This window comes from Janthinobacterium sp. AD80, from assembly GCF_002878455.1.
Classification (GTDB): domain Bacteria; phylum Pseudomonadota; class Gammaproteobacteria; order Burkholderiales; family Burkholderiaceae_D; genus Janthinobacterium.
On record NZ_NRDQ01000016.1, the window covers coordinates 18597 to 39722 of the forward strand.

15 protein-coding genes and 1 tRNA gene are annotated in these 21126 nt (G+C 62.8%); 7 read left to right on the forward strand and 9 right to left on the reverse strand.

All coding sequences use genetic code 11. The annotated features are described in order from the left end of the window. Positions 1-9: 9 nt before the first annotated feature. Positions 10-849, reverse strand: a complete 840-nt coding sequence (locus JaAD80_RS03635; protein WP_102292921.1) for a hypothetical protein — start codon at positions 847-849, stop codon at positions 10-12. Between the two features lie 112 nt (positions 850-961). On the opposite strand from JaAD80_RS03635, the gene JaAD80_RS03640 reads away from it, so the two are divergent. Both JaAD80_RS03640 and JaAD80_RS03645 read left to right on the forward strand, forming a co-directional pair. Then, positions 962-1408: a DUF2939 domain-containing protein gene (locus JaAD80_RS03640; RefSeq protein WP_102292922.1), complete on the forward strand. Its 447-nt coding sequence runs from the start codon at positions 962-964 to the stop codon at positions 1406-1408. Between the two features lie 139 nt (positions 1409-1547). After that, positions 1548-2048 carry a DUF2939 domain-containing protein gene (locus tag JaAD80_RS03645; RefSeq protein WP_180979281.1) on the forward strand — a complete coding sequence of 167 codons (501 nt, stop codon included), beginning with the start codon at positions 1548-1550 and terminating at the stop codon, positions 2046-2048. A gap of 44 nt (positions 2049-2092) precedes the next feature. Here the strand turns inward: JaAD80_RS03645 and JaAD80_RS03650 are convergent, their stop codons facing one another. Both JaAD80_RS03650 and JaAD80_RS03655 read right to left on the reverse strand, forming a co-directional pair. Then, positions 2093-4036 carry a DUF1983 domain-containing protein gene (locus tag JaAD80_RS03650; RefSeq protein WP_102292924.1) on the reverse strand — a complete coding sequence of 648 codons (1944 nt, stop codon included), beginning with the start codon at positions 4034-4036 and terminating at the stop codon, positions 2093-2095. A 190-nt stretch (positions 4037-4226) separates the two neighbouring features. Further along, entirely contained in the window at positions 4227-5057 is an 831-nt protein-coding gene (locus JaAD80_RS03655) for a hypothetical protein (protein ID WP_102292925.1), read from the reverse strand. A 253-nt stretch (positions 5058-5310) separates the two neighbouring features. On the opposite strand from JaAD80_RS03655, the gene JaAD80_RS03660 reads away from it, so the two are divergent. Continuing rightward, on the forward strand, positions 5311-5523 hold the full coding sequence (locus JaAD80_RS03660) for a hypothetical protein (protein ID WP_102292926.1): 213 nt from the start codon (positions 5311-5313) through the stop codon (positions 5521-5523). Further along, complete coding sequence (locus tag JaAD80_RS03665; RefSeq protein WP_102292927.1) at positions 5523-5918, forward strand: DUF4440 domain-containing protein; 396 nt, start codon at positions 5523-5525, stop codon at positions 5916-5918. Before JaAD80_RS03660 ends, JaAD80_RS03665 begins: the two co-directional genes overlap by 1 nt. Before the next feature lie 12 nt (positions 5919-5930). Here the strand turns inward: JaAD80_RS03665 and JaAD80_RS03670 are convergent, their stop codons facing one another. Next, positions 5931-7328 carry an HD-GYP domain-containing protein gene (locus JaAD80_RS03670; protein ID WP_102292928.1) on the reverse strand — a complete coding sequence of 466 codons (1398 nt, stop codon included), beginning with the start codon at positions 7326-7328 and terminating at the stop codon, positions 5931-5933. A gap of 62 nt (positions 7329-7390) precedes the next feature. Between JaAD80_RS03670 and JaAD80_RS30095 the strand changes: the two genes are divergently transcribed. Together JaAD80_RS30095 and JaAD80_RS03675 are read left to right on the forward strand one after the other, a co-directional pair. Further along, the gene (locus tag JaAD80_RS30095) at positions 7391-7684 is read left to right on the forward strand and encodes a hypothetical protein (protein ID WP_180979282.1); all 294 of its coding nucleotides are present in this window, start codon (positions 7391-7393) and stop codon (positions 7682-7684) included. Between the two features lie 140 nt (positions 7685-7824). Further along, on the forward strand, positions 7825-10116 hold the full coding sequence (locus JaAD80_RS03675; RefSeq protein ID WP_102292934.1) for a TonB-dependent receptor: 2292 nt from the start codon (positions 7825-7827) through the stop codon (positions 10114-10116). Positions 10117-10286: 170 nt separating this feature from the next. Here JaAD80_RS03675 and JaAD80_RS03680 read toward each other — a convergent pair whose 3' ends face one another. The 3 genes from JaAD80_RS03680 to JaAD80_RS03690 all read right to left on the reverse strand — a co-directional run bounded on the left by JaAD80_RS03680 (position 10287) and on the right by JaAD80_RS03690 (position 13417). Continuing rightward, complete coding sequence (locus tag JaAD80_RS03680) at positions 10287-11399, reverse strand: hypothetical protein (RefSeq protein WP_102292929.1); 1113 nt, start codon at positions 11397-11399, stop codon at positions 10287-10289. A gap of 143 nt (positions 11400-11542) precedes the next feature. Continuing rightward, positions 11543-12724: a hypothetical protein gene (locus JaAD80_RS03685; protein WP_102292930.1), complete on the reverse strand. Its 1182-nt coding sequence runs from the start codon at positions 12722-12724 to the stop codon at positions 11543-11545. Between the two features lie 606 nt (positions 12725-13330). Then, positions 13331-13417: transfer RNA gene (locus JaAD80_RS03690), tRNA-Leu, on the reverse strand. A 334-nt stretch (positions 13418-13751) separates the two neighbouring features. Here JaAD80_RS03690 and JaAD80_RS03695 point away from each other — a divergent pair. After that, positions 13752-18797: a diguanylate cyclase domain-containing protein gene (locus JaAD80_RS03695; RefSeq protein ID WP_102292931.1), complete on the forward strand. Its 5046-nt coding sequence runs from the start codon at positions 13752-13754 to the stop codon at positions 18795-18797. A gap of 51 nt (positions 18798-18848) precedes the next feature. Here JaAD80_RS03695 and JaAD80_RS03700 read toward each other — a convergent pair whose 3' ends face one another. Together JaAD80_RS03700 and JaAD80_RS03705 are read right to left on the reverse strand one after the other, a co-directional pair. Further along, positions 18849-20348, reverse strand: a complete 1500-nt coding sequence (locus JaAD80_RS03700) for a nucleobase:cation symporter-2 family protein (RefSeq protein ID WP_180979283.1) — start codon at positions 20346-20348, stop codon at positions 18849-18851. A gap of 376 nt (positions 20349-20724) precedes the next feature. Then, a complete protein-coding gene (locus JaAD80_RS03705) occupies positions 20725-20964 on the reverse strand; it encodes a hypothetical protein (protein ID WP_146012246.1) in 240 nt (79 codons plus the stop codon). Positions 20965-21126: the final 162 nt, after the last annotated feature.

The window sequence follows — 21126 nt, forward strand, 5'->3', positions numbered from 1 at the left end:
GGTCAACAGTCAGGAAGCGTCGATCAGCGTGGCGATACGCTGGTTGAGTTCCACGTTTTCCGCCTGCAGCTGCGCCACCTTCTGTTTCAGGCTGGCGATCTCGCCGCGCAGGCGTTCCGTCTCGGATGGCGCCTGAGCCGCATTCTCGGCCCACGGCTCGTTGCCCGTTTCCGGCGTATCCTGCGGCACGTGGGGCGTCTTCGGCTCGCGCGGCGTGCGCGTGGCGGCGCGCTGTTCGCGAATTTCCTTGGCTGCCTGGCGCAGCAGCTTCTTGCCGCCGGCGACAGCCGCCACCTGCTCTTCCGGCGGCAAGGACGCCACGGTGGCCGCCGCATTGATGGAAATCGTGCCCGAACGGACGGCTTCCACCAGTTCCGGCGACGCCGCTTTCTGGATCTTCTCGATCTGGCTGATCTGGTTGCTGCTCAGGCGCGCCGCCTTGGCCACTTCTTCGCGCGTGCTCATGGGGGGCTTCGGCGCGTTCTCGCCTTCGGGCGCATCGGCCGCACTGACAGGTGCCGGGCTGCGCGAGGCGACGATTTCCTTCTTGCGCAAGGCCAGCACGCCGCGCTGGAAGTCCGACACGCTGCGACGCGCCAGATGATTGTCGATCATCCACAGCATGACGTCGTCGAGCGAGCTAAAGCTGGTGTTCTGGATGGTCTTGAATTCGATGCCGTGCTGGCGGCAGATGGCGTAGCGGTTATGCCCGTCGATCAGCACGTCGTTCCACAGCACCAGCGCGTCGCGGCAGCCCTCGGCCAGCAGGCTGCGCTCGAGCGCCGCGTACTCGCTGGCGGTGAGCGGGTCGATGTACGACTGCAGCACCTGATTGATAGTGATATTCATGGTTGTCCTCAATATTGCGGCGCGATGGTCCGCGCCGGCACGAATGCTACACCATCTGCCCGCCATGGCCGGGTAAAATCACGGCGGCACAGCCCACTCCCACACCGAGACCATGAAAAGAAAGTACGCCACCGCCATCATCTTCGCCGTCGCCGCCATCGGCTTTACCTGGGTCAGCCCCTATATCGCCATGTACCGCATCAGCATCGCGGCCAAGTCGGTGCGCTTGGAAAACCTGGCGCAGCATGCCAACCTGCCCGCCGTGCGCGCCAGCGTGACGCGCCAGCTGCTGGCAGCCGGTGAAGCGGGCAACGCGGAAGAACTCAAGGAGACGCTCGACACCATCCTCTCGCCGCCCGGCATCACGGTGCTGATCCTGCACGGCAAGCAAGGCGCGGACGGCCAGCGCCACGATTTCGGCATGGCTTACCGCTCATGGAACGAGGTGGTGCTGCGGCGCAAGGGAGCCGGCCCGGCCGCCAGCCAGTTCGTGCTGCGGCGCCATGGCATCTGGGACTGGCAACTGACGGAAATCATCCTGCCACCGGAGCTGCTGTAAGGAAAAATTGATCTAAAACAACATTTATGCCATCTTGGCTAAACCGCTATATTGATTTTTGGAAATATTATGTAGAATGCCAACACTTCAGGCGCACCGGGTCGCCAGGTATCCAAGAGATTGCACGATGAAAAAAATGATGCTTCTCGCCGTAGTGGCACTGGTCGCCTTGGCCGGGCTCTTCTATGGCAGCCCGTATTTCACCATGAACAAGATCCGCACGGCCACCATGGACGAGGATACGCAAGCGCTGGCGCCGCATATCGACCAGGCCCAGCTGCGTGCCAGCCTGGGCAGCCAGTTGCAAACGCTATTTTCCGCGCCGGAAGTGGCCGAGGACATCAGCCCTGACGTCATCGCGCCCCTGCTCGACACCATGCTGATGCCTGAAGGCATCGTCGCCTTGATGAAACTCAACGACCGCTACGAAAAACCCATCGCCAAGGTCAGCGACATCAGCGGCCGCAAGCGCAACACCAAGCCCGAATACAAGCTCCACTACACCTCCTGGGACAGCGTTGTCGTCCAGCGCGCCCATAGCAAGAGCCATATCGGCGAGCTGACCCTGACCCGCGATGGCGTATGGGGCTGGAAGCTGACCTCGGTGGCCTTGCCCAAGAATCTGCTGGCCGACGCCTAAGCGCACGGCGGCTGCGCATGCCAGCCGCCGTTCCAGCAAAGGCGCTACACCTTGGCCAGCTTCCAATCCAAGGTCGCTGGCGATATCCAGCCGGCGCCCTGAACCGGAGTCCAGGTATACCGTATGTAGATGCGATTATCGATCGGATACAAGCCGCCTACTTTTGCCAGGCCGTCGCCGACGACGACGGTCGATTCCGCGAACCCGTTGCAGCCGCCGTTCGGGCTGCTGGTGCCACCGATGGAAATGGTGGCATTGGCGAGAAAGGTATCGCCGGCAGCGGTATGCCATCCGGCGGCGACATCGTGGCCCGTATCAATATAGATGGTGAAGGGCACATAAGTGCCCGAAATATAGCCGACCTTGCCGACATTGATCGCCAGCGTGCCCGACCTGACAACCTTCGGAGCGGAAACAATGTCGCGTGAAAAGTAGCCCGATCCATTCGCCCGCAAGCCGATCTGGTCGCCGATGGCAATGAACATCTGGTCGCCGCTGGCGTCCAGATTCACATACGCACTGTTCGCCCCATTCTGCAGCCGGCCGGAGGTGATGGTGCCCAGGCTGCCGGAGGCCGCTTTGAGCGACCCGGAAAACGTGGCATTGCCGGCAACCACCTGGAACTGTGGCGTGTCTATATCCCCATCGGCATCCAGGCGCAAATAGCCACCGGTATTTTTATTCCCCAGGCGCAAGCCTTCCGGTCCCACATAAAAGCCGCCCCCCGCTGTGGGCCAGGCGGCGGAAGTAAATGCGCCGCCGGCGATGGTACCCCGCAAGCGTACATTGTTCGCCTGCAAATCGCCGCTGCGCTGCAAATACCAGCCTTCCTTGCCAGCCACGTAATTGCTGCTCCACAGGTCACCGCCGATTTTCGCGTTGGTTATCGATGCATTCTGAATATACGCATCTGCAATATAGACGCCAATTGGCACGATCACGCCGTTGACAACTGTTTCTGTTGCACGCACGATAAACGGCATGCTCGCGGGGATGCCAGGGCCAGCCGGATTGGCAATCATGAAGGTATCGGCACGCACGGCGAACAAGCTCGTTGGCGTGGCGTTGCTGGACGTCGTGGCGAGGCCATAGCCGCTGATGTAGCCGTTGACATCCTGCTTGATCGTGTATTGCGCCGACAACTGCCCTGTCTGCGTGGCCCGCGTCGTCGCCTCGATCTGGATCGCGGCCGTCCGTGCCTGCGACTCAGCGGCCAGGCGCTGGGTCACGCTGCCAGCCAGGGTTGCCGGTCCGTCGACAAGCGAAATGCGCTCGCCCAGGTGATTACTGAGCTGGCTTTCCGTCAATTGCGCCGTCAATACGCCCAGCAGATGCTCGACTTCGATCGAGGAAGCGCCGACCGTACCCGAGGATGCATTGTAGGGACCAGGCACGTTGGCCCAGGAAACATAGCGTATCCAGTAATAGCGCGTGGCACCGGGCCCCACCGGATCGACATGGCTGTTGCCGCTGGCACGGACCAGCAGCGCCGCTTGCGCGAAATTATTCACGGTTGCACGCCACACTTCCGTGTAGGCAAGTTGATGATAGTTTGCTGGCGACGCTGCCCAAGCCAGTTCGATCGTGGCAGCTTTACCCGTTGTAAACAAGCCGGACGGGGCCGGTGGTGGAGTCAAATCCAACGGACGAGACATAGCGATGGTTTGCCGGCCAACGTGGCTGCGGCCATCGATCACCATGGTGGCGCTGACCGTGACAGTACTGGCCACCATGTCGGCATAGCGCAAGCTGGCCGTATTGCCGTCCACGCGCAGGGGCGTTTCCGGCGCAGTGGAAAACATCACTGTGCCTGCAGCACCAAGTACGGTGGCCGTCATCAGGATTTCGGCTGGTGCGGCGGTGCCGTTTTGCGCCACCTCAAACAGGCTGGAACTGGATGACAGCAGCACGCCAACATCGTGCGCAGGCGAGTAGCGGGGCGACGTTGCTTGCAGCAAGATATCGCGGTCATTGATCGGAGCACCCATTAGTGGCCTCCCGTCGCCATTGAAGGCGGCATGTGCGTCTTTTTCATGATTTCTTTCAACTCAGTTGGAGAACGGCGGTATTGCCGCACTCGAAAAACACCTTCAGCACGACCACTGGCCGTTCGGCTTGGTCAACATGGCGTTCAGGGGCGGGCGCTGCTCCAGCAGCCATCGATGGGCGTGCTGCACATCAGATTTCCTCGATATCGATGGTGGTGGCATAGCTTTGAAATGACGGCGTCGTGATGGTGGCAAGGTTCGCCAGCCGGCCATAAACCTGGTGCGCCTGCTCCAGTTCGGGATCGTCGTCATCAGGAAACAGGCTGGCGAACAGGGGGCGCGACAGACCATTTCCCCGCACGATGCGCCACAGTCCGGCGCGGTCCATCGCCGTCATGTTGGATAACGGCAGCGACAGCTTGCGGTACTGCGTGCCCAAGTCCACATTTTGCTGTCCGGCGGAGGTGCGATATTGTGTACTCGTATCGACCAGTGCCAGCCCAGCGCCATAGGCGACATTGTTTTGCGGACGCCAGTAGCTGCCGACCACCAGACGCGCAGCTTCCAGGTAGCCGGCAGGGTTGTCCGGATCGCTCAATTCGATCAGCAGGACGCGAAAACTCGTGATGGGAAACCAGACGCGCGCATAGGTGCCGCCGCCATACGAAAAGGCATTCACCCCTAATGGCAAGGCGCCCCAGTCCCACAGCCCCAGGGGGGCGTAATCACAGGCCGCTACCATACCCGTGTCGAACAGGGCCGTGCTGTCGCCCGGCTGCGCGTAGCCACGCACGCGGATCCTGGCCAGCGGCGTCAAGTTGCAGAATGGTAGGGCGACACAACCACCCAGTTCTGGCGCCACCCAAGTCGCGGTGATGTTCAGTGCAGTGCCGGCCGAACGCAGTACTTGTGAACGGTCTTCAGTCAGTAAATTTGCGGGGCCCAGCGCGCCGCTCTGGCTGGACGCTGTCAGCGTGGCCCGGTCGGCCGCATTGTCGTGAATGATGCGCACGTGGCTCATGCGGCCTCCATGTGCGTAATTACTGGAGATGTATCAAGCGTAGGCACGATAGTTTTCCTTTTTAGTATCTATGGGTATGAAAAAGCGGGCGCAGGGATTGCTGGCCAGCATGCAAGAAAAAATGGACTAGCGGAAAAATCGGCAATGGAACGCGTACGCACGCGTAGCCGCGCCAGGAAACGGTAGAATTGTGGGGAACTAGGCGCGGCGGCTAGCCGCAATGCGAATAATCAACAACATAAAAGGAAGCGCTATGTCCGATGTCGTACACCACGCACTGGCCCATGCGGGCAAACCGGCCACCACGCCCTGGGTCGTCACCCTCATCAGCGGCGAGAAGCTGACAGGGCCCATCACCGTGCTGGCAGACGGCTGCTACGCCATCGGCCTGGGGCAAATCAAATACTTTGCCAGCGACAAGGTGGCCAGCCTGAATGTCTCGGGCGCGGGCGCGTTTCCTATCTGATGGATCGCACAGCTGACGGCGTGCAGGACAGCACGGCGCTGGCGGCGCATTTGCAGGCGCTGGAAGCGGCCCTGCAAAGCCAGGCCGTGCGTGCCGACAGCGCCAGGCTGGCGGCGCTGCTGGCTGACGAGTTCTTCGAATTCGGCAGTTCCGGCAATGTCTGGACGCGCGCGGCCACACTGGCCGACCTGCCCGATGACGTATTTTGCCCGCGCGGCATCGAGGACTTCCAGGCGCAACTGCTGGCCGAGGATGTCGCCTTGGTGACTTACCGTTTGCAGCGGCTTGCCGTGGGCGCCCTGCCCGCCAGCGCCAGCCTGCGCAGTTCGCTATGGAAACGGCGCGACGGCCGCTGGCAAATGGCGTTTCACCAGGGCACGCCTATTGTCGGCTGAGGCTGCGCCCGCTCAGGCAGCCTGGCGCTCGGTGCCCTGCTGCGTCAGTGCCGGCAGGCGCGCCAGCGCATCTTGTAGGGCGGCAAAACACTCGGCATCGATGGCCGTGCCCACCGTTTCGGCCATGATCTCGAGCGCCTTGGGGATCGGGATCGGCCCACGGTAAGGGCGGTCGGCCGTGATGGCGTCGAAAATATCGGCCGTGGTGATGATGCGCGTTTCCAGGCTGATATCGTCCGCCGTCAAGCCGCGCGGATAGCCCTTGCCGTCGAGCCGTTCGTGGTGCGCGGCCGCGACGATCGCCAGTTCCGCAAACGCATCGATGCGCGACAAGATCGTTTCCGTGTAGCGCGCATGCTGCTGCACCGCCAGCCATTCGTCCGCATCGAGCTTGCCTGCCTTGTCCAGCACGCTATTGCTGACGCCGAGTTTTCCCACGTCATGTAGCAAGGCGCCCCGCTTGAGCCAGCGGCGCCGTTCCGGCGTCACGCCCATGGCTTCGGCGATCATGTCCGTGTACAGCGCCACGCGCTCGCTGTGGCCGCTGGTGTACGGGCTTTTCGAGTCGACCACCTGGCCGAACGCGGCGGCGATATCGTCAAGGTAATCCTCGTCCACCGGCACGCAACGGCTTGCCGGCTCCAGCGCCGCCACGGCAGCGCCGATGTCCTGCGCGCGCAGCATGGACCAGAAGGCACCCGACTGCGCCACCCGCTCGAAGGCCTGCACCAGTTGCGGGTCGAACCAGGTGCCGCTGCGCTGGCGCACTTCGGCCTGCGCGGCGCGCGCGCCATCGGCCGTATGGAACACGTCGATCACCTGCGCCAGCAAGGCGATGCGCGAAAACAGGGGAATTGCCTGGCCGGCCAGCTTTTCCGGCTTGCCCTGCCCGTTGTGGTGTTCGTCCAGACTGTAGATGCCTTGCGCCACCGCTTCCGGGAAGCGCAGCAGGCGAGCAATGTCGGCGCCGCGCTGGCAGCGCGTGGCGATCAGCTCCTGCGCGATGTGCGGACCGTCGCGCAAGATCGTCATCACGGCGCGGAAGCGCTCGGCCAGGCCCGCCTTCAGGCCCGTGTGCTTGAGCACGAATTTGAGCACCTGCGGCAAACTGTCGCCCACCGTCTTGAAACCTTGCTTGAAGGCCAGGTCGTCCGTCAGGTACAGCTCGCAGATGCGCGCCGCATTGCTGCTGCAGCCCAGGTCCTTGAGCAGCAAGGTGTAATACAGCTTCCACAAGTCGTCCTCCGGCATGCCCAGCTCGCGCCCCACATGCATGCCGATCCAGCAGCAGCGGATGCAATGGCCTTCCGGCTGGCCTTCGGTGATGTCGAGCGCCTGGCTCAGGGCGGCGATCAGCTCGGATAACTTGATGCCGTCAACGGCTGGCACGTCTGCGGATAATATTGACATAGTAGAAATATAAATTTCCCATTTGGAATAATTTATATTCTACGCGAACTGGACGTTGGCATATGCCTCAAGGCAATAATTCAACGGCGGCGGGGCCGCGCACCATGGCGCTGACGCATGCACAGCGGCACAGTCGTGTGGTGCTGCAACAACATCGCGGTAGCGCAAAAAAAACACGGCGGCTGTTGTATTTTCAGCAGGAAGCGGCAGCGTTACTTGCCCCTGGCGCTCTCGCTTTTGCGCTGCCACAGGGAAAGGCGACAGCGTCGGCGCACTCGCTCGCGCGATCGCAAGCCTGCCGGCACTCCACTATGCGCCTGCAGGATATTGACGACAAATACGATTTTACTAGCTGATTCAGAGGAAATTGATATGAATTGACGACACAAAGAAATGGCATGAATGGCAAAAAATGTCGTGCTAGCATGATTTTTCGCCTGGCCGAAAACAGCCGCCAGTACCTGCCGCAGCACCCATACCAAGGAGCCGTTTCATGATGACACCGCATGCCAGCACAGTACGCCGCACCCTGATCGCCCTGGCCGTTACGGCCGCATTCCCCTTGCAGGCGCTGGCGCAGACGCAGGAAAGCGCTGCTGCAACGGCCGCCGAAGCCCCGCCGGCATCCGCCGCGCAAGCGGGCCCAGGCCAGCTGGAAACCGTCATCGTCACGGCGCAGCGGCGTGCGGAAAACATCAAGGACGTGCCCATGTCGATCGCCACCCTGAAGGGTGACAAGCTCGAAACCCTGACGGCCGGCGGCGCCGACATCCGCTTTCTCAATAGCCGCTCGCCCAGCGTTTCCGTCGAATCGGACTATGGCCGCACTTTCCCGCGCTTCTATATTCGCGGCCTGGGCAATACCGACTTCGACTTGAATGCCTCGCAGCCGGTGGGCCTGGTGATGGACGACGTGGTGCAGGAAAACGCCATGCTGAAAGGTTTTCCCGTGTTTGACGTGGACCAGGTGGAAGTGCTGCGCGGCCCGCAAGGCACCCTGTTCGGCCGCAACTCGCCGGCCGGCGTGATCAAGTTCGATTCGGCCAAGCCCGTGTTCAGGACGGAAGGCTACCTGAGCGGCGGTTTCGGCAAGGATGGCGTGAAAAACCTGGAAGGCGCTTTCAACGTGCCCGTCAGCGATACGCTGGCCCTGCGCTTTTCCGGCCAGACGCAACGCCGCGACGACCGCGTGCACAATCCACGCGCCACCGGCACGCGCGACTTCGAAGGCTATGAAGACAGCGCCGCCCGCCTGCAGGTGCTGGTCAAGCCCACGCGCGACCTGACCGCCCTGTTCAACGTGCACGCGCGCAACCTCGATGGCACGGCCACCCTCTTCCGCGCCAACATCCTCAAGCAGGGCACGAACGACCTGGTCGACGGCTTTGATTACGATAACTACCCGACGGACGGCATCAATCGCCAGCACCTGAAAACCAAGGGCGGCAGCATGCGCCTGAAATGGGACTTGCCCGGCGTGACCCTGCACTCGATCACCGGCTACGAAAAACTCGATTTCTACAGCCGCGCCGACGTCGATGGCGGCTATGGCGCCGTGTATGCGCCGCCGATGGGCCCGGGCTTCATCCCCTTCGTCGTGGAAACGGCTGACGTGATTCCCAACCATAAACAGATTTCGCAGGAATTCCGTGCCGAATCGAGCGCTAAGGGCCCGCTGCAATGGATAGGCGGCCTGTTCTATTTCAAGGAAGACATCCAGATAGACAGCATCGGCTTCGACAGCCTGGCGCCGGGCAACCCGCAAAGCCCGAACTATGCGACGCAAAACCAGAGTTCAGAATCGTACGCGGCCTTCGGCTCGCTGAACTACACGGTGTCGGATGCCCTGAAACTGCGCGCCGGCCTGCGCTACACGACGGACAAGAAGGACTTCTCGGCCAAGCGCGTGGAGGCGACCACGGCCGGCCCGTTCAAGCTGAACGATACGTCGCACAACGTCAGCTGGGACTTGAGCGGCACCTATGTGCTGACGCCGCAGACCAACGCCTACGCGCGCATCGCCACCGGCTACCGCGCGCCGTCGATGCAGGGCCGCCTGAACGGCCTGGCCGACCGCCCTTCCTTTGCCGGCGCCGAAAAAGTGCTGTCCGTCGAAGCGGGCATCAAGCAAGACCTGTTCGACAAGCGCGCCCGCCTCAGCCTGGCCGTGTTCCAGTACAGGGTAAAAGACAAGCAATTGACGGCCGGCAGCGGCGCCGTCAACATGAACCAGTTGATCAACGCCGACAAGGCCGTGGGCCAGGGCGTGGAACTGGACTTCCAGGCCAACCTCAGCGACTCGCTCAGCATGACCCTTGGCGGCAGCTACAACCACACGGAAATCAAGGACAAGAGCCTGTTCGTGCAAAGCTGCGGCAATGCGCAGAACAACCCGGCCAGCGGCTGCACCGTCACCGACCCGCTGGGCCCGTTCAAAGGCACGGCCTACATCGACGGCAACCCGCTGCCGCGCGCGCCGGAATGGCAAGGCAACTTCACCCTGAAGTACAGTATCCCCGTGGCCAACGGCGAATTCTTCGCCTACACGGACTGGTCCTACCGCACCAGCTACAATTTCTTCCTGTACCAAGCGAAGGAATACAAGGCCAAGGAATTGCTGGAAGGCGGCCTGCGCTTTGGCTACAAATGGGACAAATACGAAATCGCCGCCTACGGCCGCAACATCACCAACCAGATCCAGTCGCTGGGCGCAATTGATTTCGACAACCTGACCGGCATCGTCAACGAGCCGCGCACGTATGGGGTGCAGTTCAAGGCGACGTTCTGACACGTTCCCGCAGTCCTGAGCGGTACGCCGCGAGTCGCCCATCGAAGGCAGTGTTTGCACTGCGTCGCATGGGCAACTCGCGGCGCAACCGCTTGCCTGTGCGCATCCCCCATGCGCCTGCCTGCACAGGCATTTCCGGACGCGTTCAGCACAAGCCAAACAACGGCTTGCTATTCAGACTGCCCGCCCAGACCCAGGAAAGCGGAAATATCCAGCACATTCGCAGCGATCACGATCGGGCTGCCTGCCTGCGTATGCGTCTCCAGCTTCAGGCGGCCATGGCTGTCAAACGTCGCCGTGGTGCTGACGCCAGCACCCGCCGGCTGAAAGAATGGCCAGGTTCCGCGGGCAACATTGAAGGCGATGCGCAGCTGGTCCTGCCAATTGAAATGCGCATCGCACTCGACGACGCAATGCATGGCATCGACGATCGTCAGGTTGGCCACGGCGCGCCGTAGTGCGCCGAACGGACCAAACATATCGCCCCAGCCCGGCGTTCCGCCTTCGGTCCATGGCGGCGACGCCGTGTTCGCATAGGCGTTTTGCAGCAGCGCCGAGTCATACCAGGCGCCTGCGGGCGACGTCCATTGCAGGTGCGCGCCGAAATCCGCTTGCACGGTGACGTTGGAACGGGAAAAAAGCTGGCTGATACGCGAACGGGGATCATTGCCACGCCACAGGCCGAACAGATAGTCGTCGCTGTCGCGCGACCAGGCGGGCATCGACGGCGGTGGCGCGCTGCCGTCAAAATCGATCTGCGCAGCGGGCGCATAGGCCAGCAGCTGACGCACTTCGTCGATGCCTTCCATGTAGTCGACGGGCAGTGGATGGCTCCCCTGGTAGGGTTCCAGCGCCTGCTTTGCGGTATTACACATGGCCATCACCGTCAAGTCGGCCACGCCCTTCGCGGCAACGGCGCCGGCGCCGTTGCGGATGGCCCACATATGAAACAACGCCGGCAATTGCTGCGGCGTCGGTGGCGGCGTCAAGCCGTTCACATAGGCGTTCCAGGCAGTGTAATTGGCCTGGCCGATATCGCTGGCGAACTGCGATGCGGGAAAACTGAACTGGCCGACAATGCTGGCGTATTCATCAAAAAAAGGCTCCGCGCGCCGCAACACCGAATTGAACGTCTCGGTATGCGGCGGAACGGTATTGAGGCAAGCCCATAGCTGGGTGTCGCTTGCCACCGGATGCGCAGGCTGGGCAAGCTGAAACAGCGGCGCATTTTGCCGCAGGCACACGGCGGCCCGCTGGTACCAGCGTCCCTGAAGCTGGCACATCGGAGACTGTGGCAATGGTAAATTCGGAGTAGTCATGGCACGGCTTCCAGCAAAGAAGAGGACTGCCCGCGGCGGCCAGACGCGGCCGCGGGCATCCAGGCACCCGGCAATCTCCTTGCGGGAAACACCGGGTGAAACGTGGATCAAGCCTTGAGCAGGCGGGCCAGATGCTGCTTGTACGCTTGCGCGCCTTCCTGGCCGACAAAGACGGCGGCAGGTTCGACAATGACGCCGAGCACGATCGGCACATTCGGCAGGCTGGTGATGGTCACCGTCATGTTGCCCTGGTTGTTGAAGGTGACATCGGTGCTGGAACCCGAGGACGAGTTGGTATTGTAGAAAGGCCACATGCCCGCACCGGAGTTGTTGTTGATCGCCGTCTGGTCATCCTTGCTGAAACTGGCGGCGGAGGTCACGAGCACCTTCATGCCGGAAGCAATGACCAGGTTGGCGGCGAAGCGCTGCATGTTGCCGTTCTGGCCGAAGGTATTGTTCCAATTGATGGGCTTGGAACTATCCCACGGTGCGCCGTCCTTGTTCGAGAAGGCCAGGCTCATGGCCGACGAGTTGTACCAGTCGCCCGGCACGGCGCTAAATTGCATCACATGGTCAAAGCTGGCATCGACGGTGACGCCGCTCGCGGCGAAGGTCGCACTTTGCGACGAGGAACTGCTGCTGCCGCCCCACAAACCGAAGAAGCCGCTGTTCGAACTTTTGCTCCAGCTGTTGGAAACATCCGAATTCATCGTCGAGCTGTTCAGCAGGAATTTGCGCGTAGGCGCCACGCTCAACTGCTGCGTCATGTCGGCAAAACCGACGTCCCAGGTCGGCGTATTTGCGCCGTTAGGCTTGTAGAGCATCAGCGCCATCTGCGCGCTGCTGATCGGATCGAGCAGCAGCTGCGCCAGATCGGAGGCGCCCACATTGGCCACGCTGGAATAGCCATTGCGCATGGCCCAGCTGCGGAAGATGACGGGAAATTGCGACAGCGGCGTTGTAATCGGCAACACGGCCGTGTAGGCGTTCCAGGCCGTATTGCACTTGGGTCCGATGTCCTGTTCAAAGCTGTTGGGTGCCCCCTGCAGGGCTGAAAACAGGCCACTGTAGTCGGAAGTGAACTGGTTGCCGCCGCTGGCGATATAGTTTTGAGTCAAGGAATATGGCGGAATATTATTGAAGTAATTCCACAGCATCTGATCGGATTTCGCACCGTCAACCAGCGGCGGCGATGGCTGCACCATTTGAAACGGGATGCCAGGGGCAAAACCCAGGCCTTGGCTGAAAGCGTTATAAAAACCATTCTGCAAGTCGAGATACGTACTCATGTTCGATTTCTCCATAAAATGTTTAGAAAGAATCTGCACAAACCAGTTCGTCATCTTGTCGAATTACATGCTAAGGAATTGCTGCTCATCCCCCTGTCAGCCCCCATGCATTGGCCGTTGGCGCTCCTGTCTGCGGCGTAGGGGCGAACGAAGGCACCGTACGAGTAACTGTTCGGAAAAAACGTTGTTCAAGGGTTGGAAAAGCCGTGACTCCGCAATTCTAATAACACTTAAAATTGAAAGCCGTGCTTGGCTGTTTGGCTAACACGCAACTCAATATAGCACCTGAGTTTTTGTGCATACACACGCTTTGTCACGCAGCGAACATTTAATATTGATGTAAATCAACATCGCCGGTCGGGCAATTTTTCGCTCCCGACATGGAAATATTTCGGCGGCAGATCGCATCAAAATCGATACGTTACGGCACAGCGCAAACAGCTCGTCCGTGCTGCCAGCAGACGTGATGCAGCGCTCCGCGCGCCGCCGGAAATGGCGGCCAGGAATACAGGCAGACACCGGTGAATTTCGCGGCAAGGCCGCTGACACGCAAAAAAATAGCCACTTGAAAAAGTGGCCATGATCATTGCAATCTGGATGCGCGCTTGGTGCCCGGAGCCGGAATCGAACCGGCACGCCCTTACAGGCGGGAGATTTTAAGTCTCCAGTGTCTACCAGTTTCACCATCCGGGCAGCGCGGCGAGATTCTAGCACAAGTGATGGCGCTTACACCATCCTGCTCGGCAATTGACATATCGCCGTCGCTCGCTGCCGTGGCTATTTTCGCGCGCCGCGCTGCCACGCATTGCCCTGACGGCGCCATGGCGCGGCACGACCGGGCGATCTGAGCGTCATGACTGATCTACCGGCTGCTGCAAAGCGCCACGCAATGGGCATTTGCGCCACCGTCACCATCAGCGCCTAGGCTTCCACGACTCCCTGCTGATATAATACTTGCAACCAAGTAACTCCACGCAATCAACGCCTCAAGGCCCTCGCAACCGTCTGTGTAACGCATGCCCAGCCCATGAGCGCCCTTTTCGACCACGAAATCATCAAACAGCTGCACAGCGGCTCACGCTCCCGGGTGTACCGCGCCAGGGCGGCCAATGGCACGGCGCTGGTCGTCAAGATGCCCAATCAGCAGTTCCCCTCGTTTCAGCAAGTGGCGCAGTTCAAGCGTGAATATGCGATCGCGCGCCGATGCCGCCATCCTGGCGTGGCGCAGCCGCTAGCGCTGCAGCTGCATGCCGGGTGCTGGACAATGATGATGGAAGATGCCGGCGGCCTTGCGCTTGACCATGTGCTGCGCACGCGGGTGGCGGCGCGCCGGACGCTGTCCGAAACGGCCATGGCGCTGGAGGATTTTTTCGACATCGCGCCGCAACTGTGCAGCGCGCTGGAAGAGGTGCATCGGCAGGGCGTGATCCACAAGGACATCAATCCGTCGAACCTGGTGTGGAATGGCGAACGGCGCCTGCTGCAGCTGATCGATTTCGGCATCGCCTGCGAACTGCCGTCCGAGAGCCATGGCATCGTCAATCCGCGCCAACTGGAAGGCACGCTGCGCTACATGGCGCCGGAGCAGACGGGGCGCATGAACCGGCGCGTCGATTACCGTGCCGACTTCTATGCGCTGGGCGCCACCTTCTACGAACTGCTGACCGGCCAGGCGCCGTTCGAGGCGGACGACGAGATGGAGCTCGTGCATTGCCACATTGCGCGCACGCCTGACTGGTCGCACCCGGCGCTGGCAGCCCTGCCCGGCCAGCTGCTGCCGATCATCCAGCGGCTGCTGGAAAAAAATGCCGATCAGCGCTACCAGAGCTTGCCGGGGCTGCGCAGCGATCTTGCTGCTTGCCGCGCGGCCGGGCCGGCGCAGGCACGCAAGCTGTCCCGGCACAACGGCCGCTTTCTCTTGCCGCAAACGCTGCACGGCCGTGAAGAGGCCATCGCCACGCTGCTGGCCGCGTTTGAACGCAGTGCCTCGGGCAGCTGCGAAATGCTGCTGGTGGCCGGCCATTCGGGCATCGGCAAATCGGCGGTGGTGAACGAAGTACAAAAACCCATCATTGCCCGGCGCGGCTGTTTTTTGGCAGGCAAATTTGACCAGCTGCAGCGCGACGTCCCGTATGCGCCATTGATCCAGGCCTTCCAGGGACTGGTGCGCCAGCTGCTTGGCCAACCTGAAGAAACGCTGCGCCAGTGGGCCGTCAAACTGCATGCGGCCCTGGGCAGCGGCATGGGCGTGATCGTCGACCTGATTCCCCAGCTGGCATTGGTCGTCGGCCCCACTGAGGCGGCCCCCGCTTCGGCGCCGGAGCAGGCGCAATTGCGCCTGGACCGGGTATTTTCGCGCTTCGTCGCCGTTTTCGCCGCTGGCGGGCAGCCGATGGTGCTCTTCCTCGACGACTTGCAATGGGCAGATGCGGCCACGCTGCATATGATCGAACTGCTGATGGTCTCCTGCGACCATTGCAGCATGCTGCTTATCGGCGCCTACCGCGACAACGAAGTCGGCGCCGGACACCCGCTCGTCGCGCTGCGCGACAAGCTGTGCGCGCGCGGCGTGCGCCTGTCCACGCTCACACTGCAGGCATTGACCGAGCCGCAGGTAGCGCAGATGGTATCTGCCACCGTGCGCGTGCCCATTCCGCAATGCGCGCCACTGACGCGCGTGTGCTGCCGCAAGACGGCAGGCAATCCATTCTTCCTCAACCAGTTCCTCGCTGCGCTCAATGAGCACGGCCATCTGCGCTACCGGACGGCCGACGATCGCTGGGACTGGGACCTGCCGGCGATCGAACAGGCCAGGTACACGGACAATGTGGCCGACGTGCTGCTGGAAAAAATCCGCCACCTGCCCGCAGCGACGCAGCATCTGCTGCAACTGGCCGCCTCGTGCGGCAACCGCTTCACGCTCGACACACTGGCGCTGGCCGTGGAGCGTACGCCCTGGCACACGCAGCAGGACCTGTGGCCGGCGCTCAGTGCGGGCCTGATCCAGCCACTTGATGAACGCTATAAATATGTCAACGGCGATACCGGTGCGGGCGCTAGCGGCATCGATTACCGCTTCCTGCACGACCGGGTGCAGCAGGCGGCCTATATGGTCGCCGATGCCGATGCGCGCGCGGCCAGCCACCTGCGCATCGGCCGCGTGCTGCTGCATGCTGCGCAAGAGCGGCAGGACGAGACGCTGTTTGAACTCGTCGAGCAGCTCAACGCCGGCCGCGCGCTGATCGGCGATGCGGACGAGCGGGTGCGGCTGGCGGCACTGAATCTGCGCGCCGGTGAAAAGGCACGGCGCTGCGCCGCGTTCCAGGCCACCCTCGAGCACATGCAAACGGGCCGCGATCTGCTGCCGGCAAAAGCCTGGCAAACCCATGCCAGCCTCTGGCTCGACCTGCAGCTGGGCGCGGCCGAAGCGGCCTACCTGTGCGGCCAGTTCGATGCCGCCGAGGCGATTTATCCACTGCTGCGCGCGCACGCCACGGGGCCGCTGCCGCAGGTGCGCTGCATTGCCATCCAGGCGCACCAGTATCAATTGCAGGGCCGCCTGCTCGACGCCATCGCCGTGCAGCGCGAAGGCCTGGCGCAGCTGGGCATCGACATCCCGCACGACATCCCGGATATGAAAGCGCGCTTCGAGGAGATTCTCTCCGACATCGCGCGGCTCGACGTCGCGCATGCGCCCGACGCCTTGCTGGCGGCGGACGACATGCGCGATCCGGGCGCGGTGGCCGCGATGCAGATGATGCAGGGGCTGTGGATGGCCAGCTACTACGCCGGCCAGCAGGATCTGAGCGCGCTGATGGTGGTGTCGATGACGCGCTTGTCCATGCAGCGGGGGAACAGCGATTTCAGCGCGGTCGCCTATATCGGCTACGCAACGATGCTGGCCGTGTATCACGGCGAGGTCGCGCGCGGCTACGACTTCGGCGCGATGGCGATGACGCTGGCCAGGCGCCGCGCCAATCTGCAGACGCGCACTCTCACGGGCCTGATGTTCGGCGCGCTGAGCAACCACTGGACACACCCGCTGCGCCGCTCCGACGCGCTGTACGACGAAGCCTTTGGCTGGGCGCTGGAAATCGCCGACTACGTGCAGGTCGGCGTGGTGGTGGCCGTGCGCGCGACTGAACGGATCATCCTCGGCGACTACCTGCCGCAACTGCTGCGCGACATCGGACACGACCTGGCGCTGATGCGCGCCAACGGCCAGCAGGCGATGGCCGATTGCTGCGTCGCCGCCGCGGTCCAGCCGATCAAGGCCCTGATGGGGCAACTCCCCTGCCACGACAACTACGATGACGCCGCATTCAGCGAGGCGCATTTCCTCGATCAATATGGCGGCTCGCAGCTGTACCGCGCCTACTTCCTGCAAGGCAAGCTGCGCAACGCCTGGCTGTTCGACACTGCCGACGCCGAGACGCTGGCAAGCCAGCTTGGTCTTGTCACCCAGATCATGCGCGGCCAGGCCAAGGTGGTGGAATCGACCTTCTACGCCGCGCTGATATGGCTGCGTGCGCTGCGGCGCGCGCCTGCACGCCCCGATGCGCGCGCCGTGCTGGAGGTGATCGGCACGCTGCAGGCAAATCTCGCCACATGGGCCAGTCAGGGTTCGGACAACAGCGACGCCAAACATCTGCTGGTGCAGGCCGAGATGGCGCGCTACCGGGACGATCTGCGGCTGGCCATGCGTTATTACCAGCAGGCGAACGACGCCGCCGCCCAGGCAGGCTACGTCAACGTGCAAGCGCTGGTCAATGAACTGTGCGGCGAATGCTGGCACGAGCAGCAACAGCCGCGCGTGGCCAACGTCTTCCTCCAGGACGCCATAGCCCTTTACGGCCAGTGGGGCGCGGACGGCAAAGTGGCGCAACTGCGGGTGCGCCACGCCACGCTGCTGGCCAAGGGTGATGGCCGCGGCACGCAGCCGCCATCCGGCTCCCAGGCGCGCGCCAGCGCCGCGCTCGACCTGGTGTCGCTGCTGAAGGCGGCGCAGATCCTGTCGAACGAAGTCGGCCTGCGCAACGTGCTGACACGCCTGATCGCCATCGTCTGCGAAAACGCCGGTGCGCAGGTCGCCCGCCTGCTGCTCCTGTCCGAAGGCGCCTACCGGCTGGAGGCGAGTATCGATGGCGACGGCGCTGCCGCCACGGTGCTGCAATCGCGCCAGCTCGACCTGCATGCCGCCAGCGACGCGCAGTTCCCACTGTCGCTGCTGCGCTACGTCATCCGCACCGGCGCCGAGGTGATCGAAGACAGCCTCACCGGCACGGCGCGCTTTGCCGACGACCCGTACGTGCAGTTGCAGCGGCCGCGTGCCGTCATGTGCCTGCCGATCCGCCACGGCGGCCAGGTCGATGGCATTTTGTACTTCGAGAACCGGCTGGCCGACGCCTCGTTTACGGAAGAACGCGTGGCGTTCCTGCGCATGCTCGGCGCGCAGGCGATGATTTCGATCTCCAGCGCCAGGCTGCATGACAGCCTGGAACGGCGCGTTGCCGAACGCACGGAACAGCTGGAAGACGCCAACCGAAAACTGGCGACGCTGTCCATCACCGACGGCCTGACCGGCCTGGCCAACCGGCGCCATTTCGACGATGTGCTGCGCACGGAATGCGCGCGCGCCACGCGGGTGAGCCAGCCGCTTGCCGTCATCATGCTCGATGTCGACCATTTCAAGCTGTTCAACGACCGTTACGGTCATCAGGCCGGCGACGCATGCCTGATCCGTGTTGCGCAGGCGCTGGTCGCCGGCATGCGGCGCGCCAGCGACCTGACGGCGCGCTACGGCGGCGAGGAGTTTTCGATCGTGCTGCCGAACACGGGCGCGGACGAGGCGCGCCAGATCGGCGAAGCGCTGCGGTACGCCATCGAAGAACTGCACATCGCACACGCCAGCGCGGAGGCGCAGCAGGTGACGATCAGCGTTGGCATCGCGGTCCAGCCGGCGCCGGGCGCCGCCGACCCGGACGCCCTGCTGCGCGTGGCCGATGCCGCGCTGTACCTGGCCAAGGATGCGGGGCGCAATGGCGTGGTGCTCAGGGTGCTGGGACGCCGCTGAACGGCAGTGGCAGGCGCCATTGCCACGGCGCCTGCGCACGATTTCCTCAGCTTAATCGCTGCCGTGGCTATTTTCGCGCGCCTGCCGCTGCGCATCGTCCTTGGACGCCAGTCCATTGAAGAACAAATTGAGCAGCACGGCCACGATGGCGGCCAGCAGGATGCCGCTGTGCAGCAGCGGCGACAGGGCCTTCGGCATATGCTGCGCATACTGTTCCGCCACCAGTGGCAGCATGCCGAAGCCGATCGACAGGGCCACGATGAACAGGTTGTTGCGGTTGCTCTTGTAGTCGACGCCGGCCAGGATGCGGATGCCGGTGGCGGCCACCATGCCGAACATCACCAGCCCTGCCCCTCCCAGCACAAAGGCGGGCACGGCTTCTGCCGTCTGCGCAATCTTCGGGATCATGCCCATGACCAGCAGGATGATGCCGGCCGCGACGCAGACCCAGCGGCTGCGCACGCCCGTCACGCCCACCAGGCCCACGTTTTGCGAGAACGAGGTGTAGGGAAAGGTATTGAAGATGCCGCCGATCAAGGTGCCCAGGCCGTCGACACGCAGGCCGCGGCTGATGTCGGCCTGCGTGATGCGCTTGTCCGTCATCTCGCCCAGCGCCAGAAACATGCCCAGCGACTCGATCATGACGACGATCATCACCAGGCTCATGGTGATGATGGCGATCAGGTCGAAGGTCGGCATGCCGAACTGGAACGGCGTGACGACGGCAAACATCTTGGCGCTGGCTACCTTGGCGAAATCGGCCTTGCCCAGCGCGAACGCCAACGCCGTGCCGGCGATGATGCCGATCAGGACGGCGATATTCGACAGGAAACCCCGTCCATACTTCGCCACCAGCAAGATGACGGCCAGCACGAAGAACGCGATGCCCATGTTGTCCAGTGCGCCATAACCGGGATTGGCGATCATCGGCACGGGGCCCGCAGGCGCGGGCAGGCCGGCCGCCGTGGCGGCAGCGGCCATCTTGACGAAAACCGGGTCGGCGATCTGCGCCATGGCAGGCGGCCCGCCCATGGCCCAGTTCACGCCCACGCGCATCAGGGACACGCCGATGACGGCGATGATGCTGCCCGTTACCACGGGTGGAAACAGCGCCAGCAGCCGGCTGATGAAGGGCGCGATCAGCATGGAAACGACACCGGCGCCGATCACGGCGCCAAAGATGCCGGTGATGCCCAGGGACGGATTATTCGCCATGGCCAGCATGGGGCTGACGGCGGCAAAGGTGACGCCCATCATCACGGGCAGGCGGATGCCGAAATATTTTCCCAATCCCAGGGACTGTATCAACGTCACCAGGCCGCAGCAGAACAGGTCGGCACTGATCAGCGCCGCCACCTGCTCCGGCGGCAGCTTGAGGGCCCGGCCGACAATCAGCGGCACGGCGATGGCGCCCGCATACATGACCAGCACATGCTGCAAGCCCAAGGTGAACAGTTTTCCGGCAGGCAGTATTTCATCGACGGGAGATGGTGCGGCAGGTACGTCGCCAGGCACGCCGCGGTGGATGGATTTCAAACGGGGAGAGGCCATTTACGCTCCAGTTCCAGGGCTTCCGCCACCCGGATGGGCGCGCAGGCAAGGGAAAGGCAAGAGAGAAACGGGACAGCAAGAACACAACGGCGGCGACGGATGCATGCGAAGCTCCTTGGAAGGGGAAAATGCCCAAGGCTAGCCATGCACGCATCGTGCCAGCTGATTGTATACAGAAATTGTGCCGAAAACTGCCAATGTTGTCGAAATCGGGCGGCGCATGCACTGTTTTCTCGCATGCCTGCGTGGCTGCGCACCAGAAGGCGGCAAACTGCGCTGGCGCTGACGATGACGGTGGGGCGCTGCCAGTGGCGTTGGAACCACCACTGGCAACTGGCCGAAGCCCAGGCCTGTCCCCCAACTTCGCTGACATGGACTAGTCAGGGGAACAGGCATCGAGCAGCATTTCCAGCTGCCGCGCATAGGCGGCACGCAATTGCTCGCGCGCCAGCAACGCTTGCGCCTGCTCGAAAATGCCATGGGCTGGCACGGTCGGCAATGCCGGCGACACGGGACGCGTGGCCACGCACGGCACGCCCACCGGCACCGCCTCCACTTTTGGCGCGGGCAAACATGCAGCGCAGCCGCTCACGCAGGTAGCCAGCAGTAAACTCACTACGCGACTTGCAGGCTTCCCAGCCCTTTGAAAGGCTGGCTTCATGGCATTTCGCTGGCGATCAGCGCTTCCGCCGCCCGGCAGGCATCGCCTTCCGGGCGCAGCGCCAGCAGCCGCGCCGCTGCCGCTTGCGCGTCCACGTGCGCGGCCTGCGCCGTTGCC

What these genes read in the sequence shown, in the direction of transcription:
- JaAD80_RS03635 (WP_102292921.1), bottom strand. Translation starts at nt 849, where the DNA reads ATGAATATCACTATCAATCAGGTGCTGCAGTCGTACATCGACCCGCTC.
- JaAD80_RS03640 (WP_102292922.1), top strand. Translation starts at nt 962, where the DNA reads ATGAAAAGAAAGTACGCCACCGCCATCATCTTCGCCGTCGCCGCCATC.
- JaAD80_RS03645 (WP_180979281.1), top strand. Translation starts at nt 1,548, where the DNA reads ATGCTTCTCGCCGTAGTGGCACTGGTCGCCTTGGCCGGGCTCTTCTAT.
- JaAD80_RS03650 (WP_102292924.1), bottom strand. Translation starts at nt 4,036, where the DNA reads ATGGGTGCTCCGATCAATGACCGCGATATCTTGCTGCAAGCAACGTCG.
- JaAD80_RS03655 (WP_102292925.1), bottom strand. Translation starts at nt 5,057, where the DNA reads ATGAGCCACGTGCGCATCATTCACGACAATGCGGCCGACCGGGCCACG.
- JaAD80_RS03660 (WP_102292926.1), top strand. Translation starts at nt 5,311, where the DNA reads ATGTCCGATGTCGTACACCACGCACTGGCCCATGCGGGCAAACCGGCC.
- JaAD80_RS03665 (WP_102292927.1), top strand. Translation starts at nt 5,523, where the DNA reads ATGGATCGCACAGCTGACGGCGTGCAGGACAGCACGGCGCTGGCGGCG.
- JaAD80_RS03670 (WP_102292928.1), bottom strand. Translation starts at nt 7,328, where the DNA reads ATGTCAATATTATCCGCAGACGTGCCAGCCGTTGACGGCATCAAGTTA.
- JaAD80_RS30095 (WP_180979282.1), top strand. Translation starts at nt 7,391, where the DNA reads ATGCCTCAAGGCAATAATTCAACGGCGGCGGGGCCGCGCACCATGGCG.
- JaAD80_RS03675 (WP_102292934.1), top strand. Translation starts at nt 7,825, where the DNA reads ATGACACCGCATGCCAGCACAGTACGCCGCACCCTGATCGCCCTGGCC.
- JaAD80_RS03680 (WP_102292929.1), bottom strand. Translation starts at nt 11,399, where the DNA reads ATGTGCCAGCTTCAGGGACGCTGGTACCAGCGGGCCGCCGTGTGCCTG.
- JaAD80_RS03685 (WP_102292930.1), bottom strand. Translation starts at nt 12,724, where the DNA reads ATGAGTACGTATCTCGACTTGCAGAATGGTTTTTATAACGCTTTCAGC.
- JaAD80_RS03695 (WP_102292931.1), top strand. Translation starts at nt 13,752, where the DNA reads ATGAGCGCCCTTTTCGACCACGAAATCATCAAACAGCTGCACAGCGGC.
- JaAD80_RS03700 (WP_180979283.1), bottom strand. Translation starts at nt 20,348, where the DNA reads ATGGCCTCTCCCCGTTTGAAATCCATCCACCGCGGCGTGCCTGGCGAC.